This window comes from Cellulomonas fengjieae (assembly GCF_018388465.1).
Taxonomy (GTDB): domain Bacteria; phylum Actinomycetota; class Actinomycetes; order Actinomycetales; family Cellulomonadaceae; genus Cellulomonas; species Cellulomonas fengjieae.
On record NZ_CP074404.1, the window covers coordinates 3,712,836 to 3,731,888 of the forward strand.

The window sequence follows — 19,053 nt, forward strand, 5'->3', positions numbered from 1 at the left end:
CCACTACGCTCGCGCGGTGCCACGCCCCTCCTCGTCCGCGATCGGCGTGGTCGCCGTCGTCACCGGGTCCCTGCTGTTCGCGGTCAACGGCACCGTGGCCAAGCTCGCGATGGAGGCCGGCCTCGGCCCCACCCGGCTGGTCGAGCTGCGCTGCCTGGGCTCCGCGGTGGTGCTCGTCACGGCCGCCCTCGTCGTGGCGCCGCGCAAGCTGCGGCCCGCGAGCAGGCGCGAGGTGGCCGTCCTGGCCCTGCTCGGCGTCGTCGGCGTGGCGCTCGTGCAGTGGTTCTACCTCGTGGCCATCAGCCGGCTGCCGGTCGGGCTGGCGCTGCTCATCGAGTACACGGCGCCACTGATCGTGGCGCTGTGGGCGCGGTACGTGTTCCGCGAGCAGGTGCGCGCCCGCGTGTGGTGGGCGCTGGCCGCGTGCCTGGCCGGGCTCGGGCTCGTCGCACAGGTGGGCGACGACGTCCGGCTGGACGCCGTGGGCCTGCTCGCCGCCGTCGGTGCCGCCGTCGCGCTCGCCACCTACTACCTACTGGGCGACCGGCTGCTGACCACGCGGGACCCGCTGACCACGCACGCCTGGTCGTTGGGGTTCGCCGCCCTGTTCTGGGTGGTCCTGCAGCCGCTGTGGACCTTCCCGACGAGCACGCTGAGCATCGACGTCGCGGTGCCGGGCACCGGGCTGCAGCCCCCGATGTGGCTCCTGGTCGCGTGGATCGTCCTGCTCGGCACCGTCGCGCCCTACCTGCTGTTCCTGGTCGGCATCCAGCGGGTGGGCGCCGCCCGCGCGGGCCTGCTCGGCATGGTGGAGCCCGTGGCGGCCTCGGCGGCGGCGTGGGCCGTGCTGGGCGAGTCGATGACGCCGGTGCAGCTGGTGGGCGGGGCCGTCGTGATCGCCGGCGTGGTGCTCGCGGAGACCGCCCGGCGGAGTCGGGACCAGGCCCTCCTGCCGGACACGGTCGTCACCTAGGGCCGAGGCAGCAGGACCGCGGCGAGGGTGATCGCGGCGACCAGCGCGGCGGCCCGCCACAGGTCGCCCTGTGCCACCCCGACCAGGAGCATCGCGACGACCGCGAGCACCTGGGCCCCCACCTGGACCAGAGCCACCTCGCGCAGCCCGCGCACCAGCACGGCGAGCTCCACGCGAGTCCGCCAGGACGTCCGCGCCGCGACGGCACCGGCCCACAGGGTCAGGTGCACCAGCAGCACGAGTGCGAGCACGACGCCCAGCGCCGGCGGGTCCCCCACGAGCAGCCGCGTGCCGGCGACCAGCACGACGAGCGCCGCCAGCCCGAGCCCGGGCAGGACGGTCGTCGCGACGACCAGCGCGGCCAGCGCGACCACGAGCACCGCGTGCGGACGCGGCCCGGTCCCGCCGAAGGCGACCGCCAGGAGACTCGCCGCGAGCGCCGCGAGCGACCCGCGCACGGCCCAGGCCGGCACGGGCCGGACGAGCTCGAGGCCGACCTCGCTCATCGGGACGCCCCCGCCCGGCGCTGCGCCCGGCGCGCCAGCGACGCGAGCGCGACCTGCGGGGAGTCCCGCCACGTCACCAGCTCGACGTCGAGGTCCGCCAGGTCGGCCAGCCGGTCCTCGCGCGCCATCCGGATCAGGCGCATCGCGAGCCGCTCGCGCTCCCCGAGCTGGCGCTCGCGCAGCGTCGGCAGCACGTCCACCGCGACCACGCGGTGCCCCGCACGGCGCCAGACCGACGCCACGTGGGCGGCCTCGTCGTCGAGGAAGGTGGAGAAGAGCATGACCAGCGCGCCCGACGGGAGCTGCGGGGGCCGCAGCCGGCGCAGCGGGTCGCCCTCCGGCCGGGTCAGGGCCAGCGCGTGCCGGATGCGGTCCAGCTGACGACGTCCGCCGCCCGGCGGCAGCGGGCGGCGGACAGCCCCGAGGTCGTCGAGCCCGACGCGGTCGCCCAGGTCGAGGAAGCCCTGCGCGGCGGAGGCGGCGGCCTGCCGCGCCAGGTCGAGCGACGTCGGCTCCTCGGCACGCGCGGGGACCGACCCCCGCCAGGTCATCGGGTCGGGCCCGACGTCGTCGCGCGAGTCCACGACCAGCACCACGACCGCCTCGGCGAGCGCGTGCTCACGCCGGACGTACAGCTCGTGCAGGTCGGGCGCGCGCCGCGCGGTCACCCGCCAGTCGATCCGCCGCAGCCGGTCACCGGGCGAGAACGGGTGCACGTCGCGCAGACCGCCGCCCTCGCCGGGGCGGCGGGACTCGTGCGCCCCGGTGAGCCCCCGCAGCCGTGGCGGCAGGGGCAGGTCGCCCAGCGGGCGCGGTGCGGGCAGCACCAGCGCGGAGCGGGACACCCCCGGGCTCGGCTCCGACACGCTCGCGGCCCCAGGCCCGACGCCCTGGGCCTCGACGAAGGCGAGCTCCTGCGGACCGGTGCGGACCGTCCGCACGACGAGCGGCAGGCGCCGGGTCCCGTCGACCACCACCCAGGCCCGCGCCAGGGACCGCGCGCCGCGTCGGACACCGACGAGCACCCCGGAGGGCGACTCGACCACGACGTCCGCACGCAGGGTCCCCGCGGCGGGCTGCACGTCCGACGCCTCGAGCCGCACGACCGGGCCGGTGGACGGCCGGCGGTGCCAGTCGCGCACGCCCGCCACCAGCGGCGCCGCCCCGAGCACGGCCACGTCCGGTCGCCCGAGCAGCGCGCCGACGGCGAGCAGCACCAGGCCGACGACCACCCCGGCCGCCGCCGCCCGCGAGCGCGCCCAGGTGGTCGTCACAGGCGGCGTGCCGTCGTCGGCCCCGCCACCCGTGTCAGGACGTCCGCGACGACGCCCTGTGGCGCGGTGCCGGTGGCCCACGCCTGCGGGGTCAGCGAGAGCCGGTGAGCGAGAGCCGGGACGGCGGCGGACTTGACGTCCTCGGGCGTCACGAAGTCGCGGCCGGCCAGCACGGCGAGCGAGCGCGCGACCAGCACGAGCGACTGCGACCCGCGTGGCGACGCACCGACCTCGACGGCGTCGTGCGCCCGGGTGGCCGCGGCCAGGTCCACGCAGTACCGCAGGATGTCGGGGTCGACGGTCACGGCCTCGACACCGGCCTGCATCTGGCGCAGCGTCGCCGCGTCGACGACCGTGCGGACGGAACCCTGCTCCTGGCGCCGTGCGAGCCGGCGCGAGAGCACGTCCACCTCGCCGTCCCGGTCCGGGTACCCGACGGCGATCCGGACCATGAACCGGTCGAGCTGCGCCTCGGGCAGCGGGTAGGTGCCCTCGTACTCGACCGGGTTGGAGGTCGCGACCACGTGGAACGGGTCGGGCAGCTGGTACGTCTCCCCGTCCACCGTGACCTGGCGCTCGGCCATGGCCTCCAGCAGGGCCGACTGCGTCTTGGGGGCGGTCCGGTTGATCTCGTCGGCCAGCAGGAGGCCGGCGAACACCGGGCCGGGCCGGAACGCGAACGACGCGGTCGCGGGGTCGAAGACGCTGGATCCCGTGATGTCCGACGGCAGGAGGTCGGGGGTGCACTGCACGCGCCGGAACGTCAGCCCCAGTGCGGTGGCCAGGCTGCGCGCCGCCAGCGTCTTGCCCAGCCCGGGCACGTCCTCGAACAGCACGTGGCCGCCACCGAGGACGGCCGCGAGCGCGACGGTGAGGGGCTCGCGCATCCCGACGACGAGCGTGCCGACCTCGTCGAGCACGGCGGTGCCCAGGCTCGCGACCTGCGCGACGGTCAGGGTGGTGGGCTGTTCGGTCATGAAGGGGAGTCTTCCTCGCGGGGCGGGTGGTCGGTCGGGTCTGCTCGCCTGGGTCCCAGGCGGTCGAGCACGTCGATGGTGTGCCGCACGTCCGCGACGGTCGGCAGGGGTGACTGCGTGCGGGTCAGGGTGTGCACCGCGCGGGTGCCGAGGAGCCGCTGCGCCGCCGGGTCGTCGAGCACCAGCCCGTGCCTGGCCAGCCGGCGGCGCGCGACCTCGCGCAGCCGCCGCAGCACGCGCTCGCCGATCCGGCCGTCGCGACCGACCATGGCCCACGCCAGGTCCTGCACCTCGCCGCGCGCTCCGTGCCGGCGGTCCAGGCGCTCGCGCTCCCACCCCGGGTCGGGCGTGCCGTCCAGGCGCGTGAGCACCAGGACACCCGCGGCGACGAGCAGGCCGAGCAGCGCCGACGTCGCGACGGCGAACCCCACGGCCCAGGCGACGACGGCACCCGCGACGAACCCCGCCGCGGGCCGCCAGTCCCACCTCACGCGCCCGCCCGCCGTCCGAGGTCGTCGGCGATCGCCGCCAGGCTGGCGCGCGCGCGCGCCACGTCGTCGTCGGTGAGCACATGCTCGGAGTACCGCGCCGCGAGGTACAGCTGCAGGAGGTCCCGCGTCGCACCGGGGTCGGCGGGCGTGGTGCCGAGGACCTCGACGGTGAACTCCGTCGCCGTCTGCGCCCGGTCCCGCACCAGCCCGCTGCGCTCCGCGGACGCCTCGAGCGCCACCCACGCGGCGATCACCGCGTCCCCGGGTGGCACGTCGTCGTCCAGCACCTGCGCCGCGCGCCGGACCCCCTCACGCAGCGCGGGCGTCGCGCCGTCCAGGACGTCACCCCCGAGCTCCACGTCCGGCACCGCGGTGTCGACCTCACGGGGTGCGCGTCGCTGCCACAGCGTCCGCAGCCGCCGGGCCAGCAGGGCGAACCCGAGCACCAGCAGGGCACCGACCACGGCGATGGCCACGAGGTAGATCCAGCGCTGCGCCTCGATCGGCTCCTGCGCCCCGCCCAGCCCGGGCGCTGTCGGGATCGGGGTGGTCGTGGCCGTGGGGGCGGCCGGCGGCGGGATCGTGAAGACCTCGTCGTCACTGCGCTGCCGCGGCTGGAACGGTCCGGCCAGGGCCGCGCCGACGACGGCCACCACCACGAACGCTCCGACCAGCAGCACAGCGCTCGGCCTGCGTGCCTGGGGCGCCACGGGGCTCCTCGTCGTCGGGGACCGGCGGCTGCGCCGGCCCGGACAGGCTACTGAGTGATCACCGTGCTCTGGGATGATGCCCCCATGTCCCCTCGTGTCCGGCTCGCGGACGTCACGCCCCCGATCGCCCTCGGCCCGCTCGACGGCCGCTACCGCGCCGCGGTGGCCCCGCTGGTCGACCACCTCAGCGAGGCGGCGCTCAACCGCGAGCGCGTGCACGTCGAGGTCGAGTGGCTCATCCACCTGGCCCAGCACCAGGTCGTCCCCGGCGCCCCGACGCTGTCCGACGCGGACGTCGCGTACCTGCGGGACGTGGTGGCGACGTTCGGTCCCGACGAGGTCGCCGAGCTGGCCGCGATCGAGAAGATCACCGTGCACGACGTCAAGGCCGTCGAGTACTTCCTCAAGAGCCGGCTCGCGGCCGCGCCCGAGGGCTCCGCGCTGCGCGAGGTCGGCGAGCTCGTGCACTTCGGGTGCACGAGCGAGGACATCAACAACCTGTCGTACGCGCTGATGGTCCGCGGCGCGGTGCAGGAGGTGTGGACCCCGGCGGCGACCGCGCTCGTCGACCAGGTGGCCGAGCTCGCGCGCGCCCTGCGCGACCAGCCGATGCTCGCCCTCACGCACGGGCAGCCGGCGACGCCGACGACGCTCGGCAAGGAGCTCGCGGTCCTCGCGCACCGGCTCCGCCGCCAGCTCGTGCGAATCGGTCACGACGAGTACCTGGGCAAGCTCAACGGCGCGACCGGCACCTACGGCGCGCACGTCGTCGCGGTGCCCGGCGCCGACTGGCCCGCGGTCAGCAAGTCGTTCGTGGAGCACCTGGGCCTGACCTGGAACCCGCTCACCACGCAGATCGAGTCGCACGACTGGCAGGCCGAGCTCTACGCCGACGTGGCGCGGTTCAACCGGGTGCTGCACAACCTGGCCACCGACGTGTGGACGTACATCTCGCGTGGGGTCTTCATCCAGATCCCCGTGGCCGGCGCGACCGGGTCCTCGACCATGCCGCACAAGGTCAACCCCATCCGGTTCGAGAACGCCGAGGCGAACCTCGAGCTGTCGTCGGCCCTGCTGGACACCCTGGCCAGCACGCTGGTGACCAGCCGCCTGCAGCGCGACCTGACCGACTCGACCACGCAGCGCAACATCGGTCCGGCGTTCGGGCACTCGCTGCTGGCCATCGACAACGTGGCGCGCGGCCTGCGCGGCCTGTCGGTCGACGAGGCGCTGCTCGCCCGCGAGCTCGACGAGAACTGGGAGGTGCTCGGCGAGCCCGTCCAGTCGGCGATGCGCGCGGCGTCCGTGGCGGGCGTCACGGGCATGGAGAACCCCTACGAGCGGCTCAAGGAGCTGACCCGCGGGCGCCGCCTGACCGCGGACGACATGCGGGAGTTCATAGGCGGTCTGGGCCTTCCCGACGACGTCGCCGCGCGGCTGGCCGTCCTGACGCCCGCGTCGTACACCGGGCTGGCAAACGTACTGGTCAGTTACCTGGACGCCTGAGCACGCTGCTCCATCCGGGTGACGATCACCCCGGACGGCCCCGCTTCTGCTCGTCGGCGGTCATAAGAGAAGCGCTTCGACGGGAATCGCTCTCACACCCTCTGACCTGCCAATTCACACGAATGAGTGGCGACTCCTGGACAGCCGCCCTGTAGCGGCTGCACAATCGTGCACCGACTGGTCGGAAAGATCCGGTTCACCCCATTCCCGGCGAGGATGCCCATCGTGACGCTCATGCAGAAGGCGATCACCCCAGCGCTCACCCGCGCACACCTCACCGCGGGCCATGACCGCCTGGCCGGTTACGTCGTGCGGGCCGAGGACGTCGCCTTCGCGACGACGCCGGCCCAGCTGTTCGAGGTCCACGGCCTCGGCTACGAGGGCTCACCCTTCAGCCCGTACGACCGCTCGATCGACGTGCTCCGCTTCGAGTCGTCCCCCCAGCTCCAGTACCGCGACGTCCCCGGCTACATCCTCCCGCTGTGGTGGCTGCGGCACTCCCGCATCCCCCCGGGCGCCGAGCTCGTCCGCATCTACGACAACGGCACGTCGACGATGCTGGCGCGGTACGGCGACGTCGGCGCCGGCTGGACCGTCACGCAGCAGGGCGTGTCCCGGCCCTCGCTCGCCTCGCTGTCCCGCTGCGTCGGTCCGGTCGCCAAGTGGCACGGTGCGTACCTCGAGGCCGACGTGGTCGACAACGGCCACACGGTCGTCCTGGCGCTGGCCAACCCGCCGCTCGCCGAGACCGGGTTCCACCAGTCCCCGTCGGGGCGCTGGTACCGCCGCGTGGCACGCGAGGACGTCACCGAGCTGTTCGAGCTGGACCTCACCGCACGCTGGAACGGCCTCAGCGTCCGCGTCGTCGACCAGTGGCAGGACGCCCAGCGCTACGTCGTCGCCCGGATCTCCCACCTCGGGGACGACATCGAGCGGGCCGAGCGCCTCCACCTCAACCGGGTCGAGGCCGGCGTCTACGAGGGCATCGTCTACGCCGCCGAGCTCACCGACATCCAGACCAACCAGGTGGTACCGCACACCTGGGCTCCCGGACCCGCTGCACCGCGCCAGCAGGTGGTCCGCTCATGACCGGGGTCACGCCAGCACTCGTGTGACCCCCCGGAACGCGTGCCGGGCCTGGCCCTCCCCCCCGTCCAGGCCCGGCACGCTGCTTCATCCGCCAGCGTCGTCAGCCCCGCGCGTCGGCCACCACGGTCGGCACCGGGATCGCGGCCAGCTCCGCGAGCGCGGCCGCGTACCTCGCCGCATCCCCGGCGCGGGCGGCCTCCCGGGCACGGACCGTCGGCGCGTGCAGCGCCGCGCGGGTGCGCCGGCGCAGCGCCCGTTCGGTCCGCTCGTCCCGCAGCTCGGCCGGGAGCCCGCTCAACGCGGCTTCCAGCCCGCCCAGGACGCGGGTCCGCTCAGCGACCACGGCCGGGTTCCAGTCTCGGACCCGGCGGTCGGCCTCGTAGGCCTCGGCCGCCTCGAGCACCACGGTGCGCGCGGTCTGCACGGCGGCGTGCTCGGCCGGCGCGTGCTCGGCGACCGTATGCAGGCTGACCAGCCGGACGCCGGGCAGGGTGCGGACACCGGGATCGACGTCGTGCCGCAGCGCCAGGTCGACCACGGTCAGCGGAGCGGAGGAGCCAGTGCGGGCCGCCGCGAGCGCGTCGACGCCGAGCACCGCCCCCGCGGCGCCGCTGCAGGCGACGACCAGGTCGACCTCGGCCACCTCGGCGGCCAGGTCGGCCGACGCGGGCAGCGAGCGGACGCCACGGGCCGCGGCGAACGCGCCCGCGCGGCCGGACGTCGAGTAGACCCGGACGTCGCCGGCGCCGCGGGCCTTCAGTGCCGCGAGCGAGGCCCCGGCGTAGGAGCCGGTCCCGATCAGCACGCAGCGCACATCGCGCCAGTCCGGCAGGTGCTGCTCGGCGATGTCGAGCGCCACGCCCACCACGGAGCGGCCGGTCGCCCCCAGCCCGGTGCGGCTCTCGACCAGCCGGGAGACGCGCGAGGCTGCCTGGAACAACGACTCGAGCGCGGACGTGGTGGTTTGGTCGCGACGGGCGGTGCTCAGCGCACGGCGGACCTGACCGGCGATCTCCCGCTCGCCCACGACCATCGAGTCGAGGCCGCTGGCGACGGAGAACAGGTGGACGGCGGCGTCGGTCCCGGTGCTGACCCGCAGGTGGGAGCTCACCTGGTCGACCGTGTAGCCCGAGCGGCCGGCGACGGCGTGCGCCGCGGCGGCGATCGCGGCGGGGGTGTGCGCCGCGTCGTCGACCTCCAGGTACAGCTCGAACCGGTTGCACGTCGCCAGGACGACGGCACCGGACACGGACGCGGCCGACGCCACGAGCTCGGACGCGACGGCGTGGACATCCGTCGAGAGACGTTCCAGCACATCGAGGTCGAGGTCGTGGTGGCTGGCGGCGAGGGACAGCAGCACCACGTGCCCGAGTTAATCATCCCGACATTTGTCCGGCACAATCGGCAGCGTGAACCTTCCTTCCTCGCACCCCCTCGCAGACGGCCGGACGACGAATTCTTCGCTGGTCCGCGCCTATTGCGGGAAGCAGCCCGCGAGGCGGCCGGTGTGGTTCATGCGACAGGCCGGCCGTTCGCTGCCCGAGTACCGCGAGGCGCGCGTCGGCACCGCCATGCTCGACGCCTGCCTGGATCCCGCGCTGGCCAGCGAGATCACCCTGCAGCCGGTGCGACGCCACGACGTGGACGCGGCGATCTTCTTCTCCGACATCGTCGTGCCGCTCAAGCTCGCCGGTGTCGACGTGGAGATCCAGCCCGGTGTGGGCCCTGTGATGGGATCCACAGTCCGCACGGCCGACGACGTGGCGCGCCTGCGCGACCTCGGTCCGCTGACCCCGGAGGCGCTGCAGCCCGTCTCGGACGGTGTCGCGCTGACGGTCGCCGCCCTCGGCGCGACGCCGCTGATCGGCTTCGCGGGTGCGCCGTTCACGCTCGCGGCCTACCTGGTGGAGGGTGGCCCGTCGCGCGACCACCTCGCGGCCCGCACGCTGATGCACGCCGACCCGGCCACGTGGACGGCGCTGACCGAGTGGGCCGCCGACGTGACCGGCGCGTTCCTGCGGGCGCAGGTGCTGGCCGGCGCGAGCGCGACGCAGCTGTTCGACTCGTGGGCCGGCTCGCTCGGCCTCGGCGACTACACGGCGCACGTGGCGCCCGCGTCCAGCCGCGCGCTGAGCCACGTGGCCGACCTGGGGGTGCGCAAGGTGCACTTCGGCACGGGCACCAGCGAGCTGCTCGGCGCCATGCGGGACGTCGGCGCCGACGTGATCGGCGTCGACTACCGCCTCCCGCTCGACGAGGCCAACCGCCGCCTGGGCGGCACGACCCCGCTGCAGGGCAACATCGACCCGGCGCTGCTCGCGGCCCCGTGGCCGGTCCTGGAGGCGCACGTCCGGGACGTCGTCGCCCGCGGTGCCACGGCGCCCGGCCACGTGGTGAACCTCGGTCACGGGGTCCCGCCGGACACCGACCCCACCGTGCTCACGCGGGTGGCCCGCCTGGTCCACGAGATCTGACGATGGCCTGGGACGCGGTCGTCGTCGGCGGCGGGGTCGCCGGCCTCGTCGCCGCGCGCGAGCTGGTGCACGCCGGCCTGCGGACGCTCGTCCTGGAGCAGCGCGACGCCCCGGGCGGGGCGGTCGCCGGGCACACGGTCGCCGGTCTGCGGCTCGACGCCGGGGCGGAGTCCTTCGCCACGCGCGGCGGTGTGGTGGCCGAGCTGCTCGACGAGCTGGGCTTGGCGGCTCGCGTCCGGACGCCCGAGCCCGTCGGCTCCTGGGTGCACCTGCCGCACGGCGACGGCCCCCTGCCGCGCACCGGCCTGCTGGGCATCCCGGCCGACCCGCTGGCCGCCGACGTGCGCGCCACGCTCGGGCCGCTCGGCGCGCTGCGGGCGAGCCTGGACCTGGTGCTCCCCGCCAGCGACGAGGCCACGCTCGGCGCGCTGGTGCGGCGGCGGATGGGGACCCGCGTGCTGGACCGCCTGGTGCGGCCGGTGGTCGGCGGGGTGCACGCCGCGGACCCCGACGAGCTCGCCGTCGACGCGGTCTCACCCGGGCTGCCGGCCGCCCTGCGCCGCGAGCGCGGCTCGCTGGCCCGGGCGGTCCGCAGCCTGCGGGCGTCGGCACCGGCCGGCTCGGCCGTGCAGGGGATCGACGGTGGCCTGCACGTGCTGGTCGAGGCCCTGGTGGCGGACATCGAGGCCCGCGGCGGCACCGTCCGCTGCGGCGCGACCGTCACGTCGCTCGAGAGCGAGCGCACGGACCGGTGGGTCCTGGCCACCCCGGCGGCCGTGGACCTGCTCGGCCTGAGCGTGGGCACGCCGGATCCCGGGACCCCGGTCACGCTCGTCACCCTCGTGCTCGACGCCCCCGCGCTCGACGCCGCCCCGCGGGGCACCGGTGTGCTCGTGGCACGCGAGTCCACCGACGTGACCGCCAAGGCGCTCACGCACGCCACCGCCAAGTGGGGCTGGCTGGCCGCGGTCGCGGGCCCGGGACGGCACGTGGTCCGGCTGTCCTACGGGCGGTCCGGGCAGGACGTCCGGCCCGACGTGGACACCGCCCTGCGGGACGCCGCGGTCCTCCTGGGCACGCCGCTGGGGCGTGACCAGCTGCTGGGCTCGGCGGTCGTGCGGTGGACCCAGGCCCTGCCGCGGCCGAGCGCCGAGCACGCGCGGGTGGTCGCGGCGGTGCGCGCCTCGGTCGACCAGCTGCCGGGCGTGACCGTGTGCGGCGCGTGGGTCGCCGGCAACGGGCTCGCGTCGGTGGTCCCGCAGGCCAGGGCGGCAGCCCGCGCCATGATCTGACGCGCATTCCGTCGGCATTTTCTGACAACGCGTCGTGATGCGGCGCAAGAATGCCGTGGGTCACATTTTCCCCGTCATTTTCTGACAGATTGTCAGGACCAGGCCACGACTTTTGTGGATTCTCCTGCGACTTCGACATCCCCGCGACCGAGAGGGACACTGGCGGTATGCCTCAGCACGTCCTCGTCGGCACGCGCGCCAGCGCGCTCGCACTCACGCAGACCGGCCACGTGGTCGACGCCCTCGCGGCGCTCGGCCGTGGCGACCTCACCCTCGAGACCGTCCGCGTCCGCACGGACGGCGACCGGCTGACGGGCTCGCTGCAGAGCCTCGGGGGCACCGGGGTGTTCGTCGCGGCGCTGCGCGACGCCCTCCTCGACGGCCGGTGCGACGTGGCGGTGCACTCGCTCAAGGACCTGCCGACGGGTGACCCCGACGGCCTCGTGCTCGGTGCGGTCCCGCCGCGCGAGGACCCGTCCGACGCCCTGTGCGCCCGGGACGGGCTGACCCTCGACCGCCTGCCGACCGGCGCCCGGGTGGGCACCGGCTCCCCCCGCCGGGCGGCCCAGCTCCTCGCGGTCCGGCCGGACCTCACGGTCGTCGACATCCGCGGCAACGTCGACACGCGGCTCGGCCGGGTCGCCGGCTCAGCCACCGGGCCCGGCGACCTCGACGCGGTGGTGCTCGCGCGCGCCGGGCTCGCACGCCTGGGCCGGCTCGAGGCCGTCACGCAGGAGTTCACGCCCGACGTCATGGCGCCCGCCCCCGGGCAGGGTGCGCTGGCCGTCGAGGTCCGGTCCGACCTGCCCGCCGATGCGCCGCTGGCGCGCGCCCTGCGCCTGCTCGACCACCGGCCGACCCGGCTGGCGGTCGTCGCCGAGCGTGCGCTGCTCGGTCGGCTGGAGGCGGGCTGCGCCGCCCCGATCGGCGCCGACGCCCACCTGGCCGGCGACGGACGCACCCTGCGCCTCGACGCCGTCATCGTCCGACCGGACGGGGGTGCGATCCTGCGCCGCGGCCGGACCATCGCGCTCGGCGCGGACGGTGTGGCGGACGCCCACCGGCTCGGCACCGAGCTGGCCGAGATCCTGCTCGACGCGGGCGCCGCCGACCTGGCCTTCCTGGGGGCCGCCCGGTGACGACGACACCCGCGCTCCCGCTGGCGGGCTGGCGCGTGCTGGTGCCGCGGCCGGCGGCCGGTCGCAGCCCCGCGGTCGTGGCGCTCGCGGCCGCCGGTGCCGAGGCGGTCGTGGTGCCCCTCATCGAGACGGTGCCGCCCGAGGACCCGACCGAGCTGGACGACGCCCTGCTGGCGCTCGAGTCCGGCTGGTACGGCTGGTTGGTACTCACCAGCGCGGCTGCCGTCCCGGTGCTGGTGGACCGCGCGCAGGAGACCGCCGGCGGCCTCGCCCAGCTCCTGGCCGACGGGCACGTGCGCGTCGCTGCCATCGGCCCCGGCACCGCGCGGGCCCTGCGGGACGTCGGCGTCGAGCCCGCACTGGTGCCGCGCGGAGCGTCCACGTCGCGCGCGCTGGTCGACGCGTGGCCCGAGCCGACCGAACCCGCCCGCGTGCTGTTCCCCCGCGGCGACCTGGCCGCGACGACCGTCACCGACGGTCTGCGGCAGCGGGGCTGGGACGTGACGGACGTCGTCGCCTACCGGACCGTGCCCGCCGCACCGCCGCCCGCCGAGGTGCGCGAGTCCTGGTCCGACGGCACGATCCGCGCGGCGCTGCTCACGTCGGCCAGCACCGTGCGCGAGCTGGCCGCCCGCCTGGGGCCGCCGCCGACGAGCACGTTCCTGATCGGCATCGGCCCGTCCACCGCCGCGGAGGCCGCGCGCCTCGGCCTCCCCCTCGCCGGCGTGGCGACCGAGCAGACCATGCTCGGCATGGTCGACGCCCTCACCCGGGCCGCCACGACGGTCCTGCCCGCCCCCGCCACCAGCCCCGAGGAGCTGTGATGACCGGACGTCGCGTCCGTCCCCGTCGGCTGCGCGCCACCCCCGCGATGCGCCGCCTGACCGCCGAGACCCGCCTGGAGGCCGCGCAGCTGGTGCTGCCGGTGTTCGTCAAGGAGGGCCTGTCCGAGCCGCACGAGATCAGCTCCATGCCGGGCGTGCTGCAGCACACCCGCGACTCGCTGCGTCGCGCGGTCACCGAGGCGGCGGACGCCGGGCTCGGTGGCGTCATGCTCTTCGCGATCCCGTCGGTGCGGGACGCGACCGGCTCGCAGGCCACGGACCCCGACGGCATCCTCAACGTCGCCATCGCGGACACCGTCGCGGAGGTGGGCGACGCGCTCGTCGTGCAGGCCGACCTGTGCCTCGACGAGTTCACCGACCACGGGCACTGCGGCGTCCTGACGCCCGGCGGCGCCGTGGACAACGACGCGACGCTGGTCCGGTACGCCGAGATGGCCCTCGCCCAGGCCGAGGCGGGGGCGCACCTCGTCGGGCTGTCCGGGATGATGGACGGCCAGGTCGGGTACGTGCGGGACGCCCTGGACGCCGCCGGCCGTGAGGACGTCGCCGTCCTGGCCTACGCCGCCAAGTACGCGTCCGCGTTCTACGGTCCGTTCCGCGAGGCGGTGGACTCGCAGCTCGAGGGTGACCGCCGGACGTACCAGATGGATCCGGCGAACCGTCGCGAGGCCGTCCGGGAGGTGGCCATCGACCTGGCCGAGGGCGCCGACGTCGTCATGGTCAAGCCGGCCCTGGCGTACCTCGACATCCTGTCCGACGTGGCCGCGATGTCGACAGTTCCCGTCGCGGCCTACCAGGTGTCCGGCGAGTACGCCATGATCGAGGCCGCAGCCGCGCGCGGCTGGATCGAGCGCAGACGGGCGATCCTGGAGTCCGTGCTCAGCATCCGCCGCGCCGGTGCCGATCACGTCCTCACCTACAGCGCGACTGAGCTGGCCGGTTGGCTGGCGGAGGAGATCCGATGAGCGTCACCACCAACGCGACGACCAGCGCGTCAGCCTTCGCGCGCGCGCAGTCCGTCATCCCCGGCGGTGTCAACTCCCCGGTGCGCGCGTACGGCAACGTGGGCGGGACGCCGCGGTTCCTCGCGTCGGCGCAGGGCGCCTACGTCACCGACGTGGACGGCAACGAGTACGTCGACCTCGTCGGCTCCTGGGGTCCCGCGCTGCTCGGGCACGCGCACCCGCAGGTCGTGGAGGCGGTCCGCGAGGCCGCCGGCCGGGGCCTGAGCTTCGGCGCCCCGACCGTCACGGAGGTCGACCTGGTCGACGAGATCCGCTCGCGGGTCCCCCCGGCCGAGAAGGTGCGCCTGGTGTCCACCGGCACCGAGGCGACCATGACGGCGCTGCGCCTGGCGCGCGCGTTCACGGGCCGCGACCTCGTCGTGAAGTTCGCGGGCTGCTACCACGGCCACGTGGACGCACTGCTCGCCTCCGCCGGGTCCGGCGTGGCCACCCTCGGCCTGCCCGACTCGGCCGGCGTCTCCGCCGCGGTCGCCGGCGAGACGATCGTGGTGCCCTACAACGACGTCGAGGCCGTCGAGGCGGTCTTCGCCGAGCACGGCGAGCGCATCGCCGCCGTCATCACCGAGGCGGCGCCGGCCAACATGGGCGTCGTCCCGCCGCTGCCCGGCTACAACGCCGCGCTGCGTCGCATCACGCTCGCGCACGGCGCGCTGCTGATCCAGGACGAGGTGCTCACGGGCTTCCGCGTCGGCTACTCCGGCTGGTGGGGCCTGGAGGGCCTGCGGGAGGGCTGGTCGGCGGACCTGCACACATTCGGCAAGGTCATCGGTGGCGGGCTGCCCGTGGCGGCCGTCGGCGGGCGCCGGGACGTCATGTCGCTGCTGGCCCCGGTGGGTCCCGTCTACCAGGCGGGCACGTTGTCCGGGAACCCGGTGGCCACCGCCGCGGGCCTGGCCACGCTGCGGCTGGCGGACGCGGACGTGTACACGCGGGTCGACGCCGTCGCCGCCCAGCTGCGCGCCGAGCTCACCACCGCCCTCTCGGCCGAGGGGGTGCCGCACGCGGTCCAGTGGGGCGGCAACCTGTTCAGCACCTTCTTCGGCGCCGGCGTGGCCGCGCAGGGCGCGCGCGACTACGCGTCCGTGCTGGCCACCGAGTCGTGGCGGTACGCACCGTTCTTCCACTCGCTGCTCGAGTCCGGGGTGTACGCGCCGCCGTCGCCGTTCGAGGCGTGGTTCGTCTCGGCCGCGCACGACGACGCCGCGGTCGACCGCATCGTCTCGGCGCTGCCGGCCGCGGTCCGCGCCGCGGCGCAGGCCACCGCCCCCTGACTACGGGTTGACCCAGGCGTCCTCGCGGGCGCCCAGGTCCCGCACGTGCGGGGGCAGGTCACCTGAGACGAGGTCAGCGAGGGTGACCTGGTCGAGCACGTCCCGCACGCTGACGCGCAGCGCCACCCAGACGTCGAGCAGCGCGCGCGCCGAGCCGCCGTACTCGAGCGCGGTCGGCCGCTCGTCGCGCACGGTGACCAGCGGACCGTCGACGGCGCGGATGACGTCGGCCAGCGTGATCTCGGTCGCCGGCCGGCCCAGCCGGTAGCCGCCGGCCCGCCCGCGGACGCTGGTCACCACGCCCCCGCGGCGCAGGTCGCCCAGGATCCGCTCCAGGAACGCCACGGGCAGCTGCTGACCGGCGGCCAGGTCGTCGGCGCGCACCGGCTCGCCGTGCGGGGACGCCGCGAGCTCGGCGCACGCCCGCACCGCATAGTCCGCCTTCGCCGAGACCCGCATGCGGTCGATTGTGCACCGCGCACCGTCGGGAATACCCCCTAGGGGTACCGTGTTGCGAAGATTGCACCCGCTCGACCGACGGCCCGACCCCAGGAAGGACCCACCATGCACGGCTACATCGACGCCAAGGACGACTACCTCAAGCGCCTGCGGCGGGTCGAGGGGCAGGTGCGTGGCATCGCCCGCATGGTCGACGAGGACGTCTACTGCATCGACATCCTGACCCAGGTGGCAGCCGTCACCAAGGCCCTGCAGGCCGTGAGCATCGGCCTGGTCGAGGACCACCTCGCCCACTGCGTCGTCGACGCGGCCCGCCAGTCCCCCGAGGAGGGCGCGGCCAAGGTCAAGGAAGCGTCCGACGCCATCGCCCGCCTCGTCCGTAGCTGAACCTCAGCTGGAACCTAGGAGCCCCCATGAGCACGAGCACCATCACCACCACGTTCGGCGTCGACGGCATGACCTGCGGCCACTGCGTCGCGGCGGTCACCTCCGAGCTGTCCGCGCTGCCGGGCGTCAAGGACGTCACCGTCCAGCTGGTCGTCGGCGGGTCGTCCACCGTCTCCGTCATCTCCGACAGCCCGCTGCCCGACGAGCAGATCTCCGCCGCGGTCGCCGAGGCGGGCTACGCGATCACCCCGCGGAGGTCGCTGCTGTGAGCGAACGAACCGTCGACCTCGCGATCGAGGGCATGACCTGCGCGTCCTGCGTGGCGCGCGTGGAGAAGAAGCTGAACCGGCTGCCCGGCGTCGAGGCGACCGTGAACCTGCCGCTGGAGAGCGCCCGCGTCACGATCGCCGACGGCGAGCCCGCCGACGACGAGACGCTCGTCGCCGCGGTCCGCTCTGCGGGGTACGACGCCACGGTGGTGGCTCCCCCGCACGAGCACCACGCGATGGACCCGTTCGAGCACGCCCTGTCGGGCCACTCGATGGCCCCCGGGCAGGACATGGACCCCGACGAGGACACCTCCGCGCCGACCGACGCGCGCGGCACCGACCTGCGCCGTCGCCTGCGGGTGGCGAGCGTCCTCACGGTCCCGGTGCTGGTCCTCTCGATGATCCCCGCGCTGCAGTTCACGGGGTGGCAGTGGGTGGTCACCGCGCTGGCCCTGCCCGTGGTCACGTGGGCGGCCTGGCCGTTCCACCGCGCCGCGTTCCGGGCCGCCCGGCACCGCGCCTCGACCATGGACACCCTCGTGTCGATCGGCATCATCGCGGCCACGGGCTGGTCCCTGTGGGCGCTGCTGCTGGGCGGCGCCGGCAGGCTCGGCATGACGATGACGCCGACGCTGTGGCCGCGGGCCACCGAGGCCATGGGGATGCCCGAGCTCTACTTCGAGGTCGCCGCCGTGGTCACCACGTTCCTGCTGGCCGGCCGGTACGCCGAGCACCGCTCGCGGCGGCGCGCCGGTGACGCGCTGCGCGCGCTGCTGGACCTGGGCGCCAAGGACGTGGCGCTCCTGGTGGACGGCACCGAGCGGCGCGTCCCGGTGGAGCGCCTCGTGGTGGGGGACGAGTTCGTCGTCCGGCCCGGGGAGAAGGTCGCCACCGACGGCGTCGTGGTCCGCGGCACGTCCGCGCTCGACACGTCCCTGCTGACGGGCGAGCCGGTGCCCGTCGACGTCGGCCCCGGTGACGAGGTGACCGGTGCGACCGTGAACACCTCCGGAGCGCTCGTCGTGCGCGCCACGCGGGTGGGCGCCGAGACCCGGCTGGCGCAGATCGGCCGGCTCGTCGCCACCGCGCAGACGGGCAAGGCGCCCGTGCAGCGCCTGGCCGACCGCATCTCCGCGGTGTTCGTGCCGGTCGTCCTCGTGCTCGCGCTCGGGACGCTGGCCGTCTGGCTGCTCAGCGGCGCCGGCGTCCAGGCGGCGTTCACCGCCGCCGTCGCCGTGCTGATCATCGCGTGCCCCTGCGCCCTCGGCCTGGCCACGCCGACCGCGCTGCTGGTCGGCACCGGCCGCGGCGCCCAGCGGGGCATCCTGATCAAGGGCCCGGAGATCCTCGAGCAGACCCGCACCATCGACACGGTCGTTCTGGACAAGACCGGAACGGTGACCGAGGGCCGGATGGCCCTGGTCGACGTGATCGGTGAGCCCGAGGCCCTGCGCTACGCCGCCGCCGTCGAGCAGCTCGCCGAGCACCCGATCGGCCGGGCCATCGCGTCCGCGGCGCACACCGGGGACGGCCCGGACGTGCCCACGGGCGCCGACGGCGTCGTGATCGGCGCCGACCAGGTGCTCGACTTCCACGCCGAGGCCGGGCACGGCGTCTCCGGCGTCGTCCGCACCGCGCACTCCGGCGTCGGGCTCGGTCGTCGGGTCCTCGTCGGCAAGCCGGCCTGGCTCCGCGAGCAGGGCATCGACCCCGCCGCGTTCCAGGACGCGTTCGACGCCGCCGAGACCGACGGCGCCACCGCGGTCATGGTCGCCTGGGACGGTTCGCCGCGCGGCGTGCTGGTCCTGCGCGACCCGGTCAAGGCGTCCTCCGCGCAGGCCGTCGCGGAGCTGCGCGCCCTCGGGCTGCGCCCGGTCCTGCTCACCGGCGACAACGAGGGTGCCGCGCGCGCCGCCGCCCGCGAGGTCGGCATCCCCGAGGGCGACGTGGTCGCCCACGTGCTGCCGGCCGACAAGGTCGACGTGGTCGCCCGGCTGCAGGCGTCGGGGGCGCGCGTCGCGATGGTCGGCGACGGGGTGAACGACGCCGCGGCGCTGGCCACCGCGGACCTCGGCCTGGCGATGGGTACCGGGACGGACGTCGCGATCGACGCCGCCGACATCACGCTCGTCCGGGGCGACCTGCGCTCGGCCGGGGACGCGATCCGGCTGTCCCGCCGGACCCTGCGCGTGATCAAGCAGAACCTGTTCTGGGCGTTCGCGTACAACGTGGCGGCGATCCCGCTGGCCGCACTCGGGCTCCTCAACCCGATGATCGCGGGCGCCGCCATGGCGCTCTCGTCGGTGCTCGTGGTCGGCAACTCCCTGCGGCTGCGCCGCTTCGAGTGACCGCGTCGAGCCGACGGC

General features: G+C 75.3%; 19 protein-coding genes. 12 read left to right on the forward strand and 7 right to left on the reverse strand.

Annotation, left to right across the window (positions count from 1 at the left end):
• The first annotated feature begins 16 nt into the window (after positions 1–16).
• On the forward strand, positions 17–973 hold the full coding sequence (locus KG102_RS17315; protein WP_208290252.1) for an EamA family transporter: 957 nt from the start codon (positions 17–19) through the stop codon (positions 971–973).
• Here KG102_RS17315 and KG102_RS17320 read toward each other — a convergent pair.
• Genes KG102_RS17320 through KG102_RS17340 form a run of 5 tightly spaced genes read right to left on the reverse strand, consistent with a single transcriptional unit; the run spans position 970 to position 4,931 of the window.
• Positions 970–1,479, reverse strand: a complete 510-nt coding sequence (locus KG102_RS17320; RefSeq protein ID WP_208213148.1) for a hypothetical protein — start codon at positions 1,477–1,479, stop codon at positions 970–972. The two genes, KG102_RS17315 and KG102_RS17320, sit on opposite strands and share 4 nt — an antisense overlap.
• Positions 1,476–2,753 carry a DUF58 domain-containing protein gene (locus KG102_RS17325; protein ID WP_208290251.1) on the reverse strand — a complete coding sequence of 426 codons (1,278 nt, stop codon included), beginning with the start codon at positions 2,751–2,753 and terminating at the stop codon, positions 1,476–1,478. The genes KG102_RS17320 and KG102_RS17325 overlap by 4 nt, the downstream gene beginning before the upstream one ends.
• A complete protein-coding gene (locus KG102_RS17330) occupies positions 2,750–3,730 on the reverse strand; it encodes an AAA family ATPase (protein ID WP_208290250.1) in 981 nt (326 codons plus the stop codon). Before KG102_RS17330 ends, KG102_RS17325 begins: the two co-directional genes overlap by 4 nt.
• The gene (locus tag KG102_RS17335; RefSeq protein WP_208290249.1) at positions 3,727–4,221 is read right to left on the reverse strand and encodes a hypothetical protein; all 495 of its coding nucleotides are present in this window, start codon (positions 4,219–4,221) and stop codon (positions 3,727–3,729) included. The genes KG102_RS17330 and KG102_RS17335 overlap by 4 nt, the downstream gene beginning before the upstream one ends.
• Entirely contained in the window at positions 4,218–4,931 is a 714-nt protein-coding gene (locus KG102_RS17340; RefSeq protein WP_208290248.1) for a DUF4129 domain-containing protein, read from the reverse strand. Before KG102_RS17340 ends, KG102_RS17335 begins: the two co-directional genes overlap by 4 nt.
• Before the next feature lie 84 nt (positions 4,932–5,015).
• Here KG102_RS17340 and purB point away from each other — a divergent pair, with 84 nt between their 5' ends.
• Both purB and KG102_RS17350 read left to right on the forward strand, forming a co-directional pair.
• Complete coding sequence (gene purB / locus KG102_RS17345; protein ID WP_208290247.1) at positions 5,016–6,437, forward strand: adenylosuccinate lyase; 1,422 nt, start codon at positions 5,016–5,018, stop codon at positions 6,435–6,437.
• Between the two features lie 234 nt (positions 6,438–6,671).
• On the forward strand, positions 6,672–7,526 hold the full coding sequence (locus KG102_RS17350) for a hypothetical protein (protein WP_243886025.1): 855 nt from the start codon (positions 6,672–6,674) through the stop codon (positions 7,524–7,526).
• 100 nt (positions 7,527–7,626) lie between these two features.
• On the opposite strand, the gene KG102_RS17355 is transcribed toward KG102_RS17350, so the two are convergent.
• Positions 7,627–8,889, reverse strand: a complete 1,263-nt coding sequence (locus KG102_RS17355; protein ID WP_208290246.1) for a glutamyl-tRNA reductase — start codon at positions 8,887–8,889, stop codon at positions 7,627–7,629.
• 46 nt (positions 8,890–8,935) lie between these two features.
• On the opposite strand from KG102_RS17355, the gene hemE reads away from it, so the two are divergent.
• From hemE to hemL, 6 genes are all read left to right on the forward strand, one after another.
• Positions 8,936–10,000, forward strand: a complete 1,065-nt coding sequence (hemE, locus tag KG102_RS17360; protein ID WP_208213156.1) for a uroporphyrinogen decarboxylase — start codon at positions 8,936–8,938, stop codon at positions 9,998–10,000.
• 2 nt (positions 10,001–10,002) lie between these two features.
• The gene (locus KG102_RS17365) at positions 10,003–11,292 is read left to right on the forward strand and encodes a protoporphyrinogen/coproporphyrinogen oxidase (RefSeq protein ID WP_208290245.1); all 1,290 of its coding nucleotides are present in this window, start codon (positions 10,003–10,005) and stop codon (positions 11,290–11,292) included.
• Between the two features lie 167 nt (positions 11,293–11,459).
• Entirely contained in the window at positions 11,460–12,431 is a 972-nt protein-coding gene (gene hemC / locus KG102_RS17370; RefSeq protein ID WP_208290244.1) for a hydroxymethylbilane synthase, read from the forward strand.
• Positions 12,428–13,255: a uroporphyrinogen-III synthase gene (locus KG102_RS17375; RefSeq protein WP_208290243.1), complete on the forward strand. Its 828-nt coding sequence runs from the start codon at positions 12,428–12,430 to the stop codon at positions 13,253–13,255. The genes hemC and KG102_RS17375 overlap by 4 nt, the downstream gene beginning before the upstream one ends.
• Positions 13,255–14,241, forward strand: coding sequence for a porphobilinogen synthase (gene hemB / locus KG102_RS17380; RefSeq protein ID WP_208213160.1), 987 nt, complete (start codon positions 13,255–13,257; stop codon positions 14,239–14,241). The genes KG102_RS17375 and hemB overlap by 1 nt, the downstream gene beginning before the upstream one ends.
• Positions 14,238–15,572 carry a glutamate-1-semialdehyde 2,1-aminomutase gene (gene hemL / locus KG102_RS17385; RefSeq protein ID WP_208290242.1) on the forward strand — a complete coding sequence of 445 codons (1,335 nt, stop codon included), beginning with the start codon at positions 14,238–14,240 and terminating at the stop codon, positions 15,570–15,572. Before hemB ends, hemL begins: the two co-directional genes overlap by 4 nt.
• Here the strand turns inward: hemL and KG102_RS17390 are convergent, their stop codons facing one another.
• Complete coding sequence (locus tag KG102_RS17390) at positions 15,573–16,031, reverse strand: RrF2 family transcriptional regulator (RefSeq protein WP_208213162.1); 459 nt, start codon at positions 16,029–16,031, stop codon at positions 15,573–15,575.
• 105 nt (positions 16,032–16,136) lie between these two features.
• On the opposite strand from KG102_RS17390, the gene KG102_RS17395 reads away from it, so the two are divergent.
• Genes KG102_RS17395 through KG102_RS17405 form a run of 3 tightly spaced genes read left to right on the forward strand, consistent with a single transcriptional unit; the run spans position 16,137 to position 19,035 of the window.
• Positions 16,137–16,418, forward strand: coding sequence for a metal-sensitive transcriptional regulator (locus KG102_RS17395; RefSeq protein ID WP_208213163.1), 282 nt, complete (start codon positions 16,137–16,139; stop codon positions 16,416–16,418).
• A gap of 26 nt (positions 16,419–16,444) precedes the next feature.
• Positions 16,445–16,687: a heavy-metal-associated domain-containing protein gene (locus KG102_RS17400; protein WP_208213164.1), complete on the forward strand. Its 243-nt coding sequence runs from the start codon at positions 16,445–16,447 to the stop codon at positions 16,685–16,687.
• Positions 16,684–19,035, forward strand: a complete 2,352-nt coding sequence (locus KG102_RS17405) for a heavy metal translocating P-type ATPase (protein WP_256440374.1) — start codon at positions 16,684–16,686, stop codon at positions 19,033–19,035. The genes KG102_RS17400 and KG102_RS17405 overlap by 4 nt, the downstream gene beginning before the upstream one ends.
• The last annotated feature ends 18 nt before the right edge of the window (positions 19,036–19,053 follow it).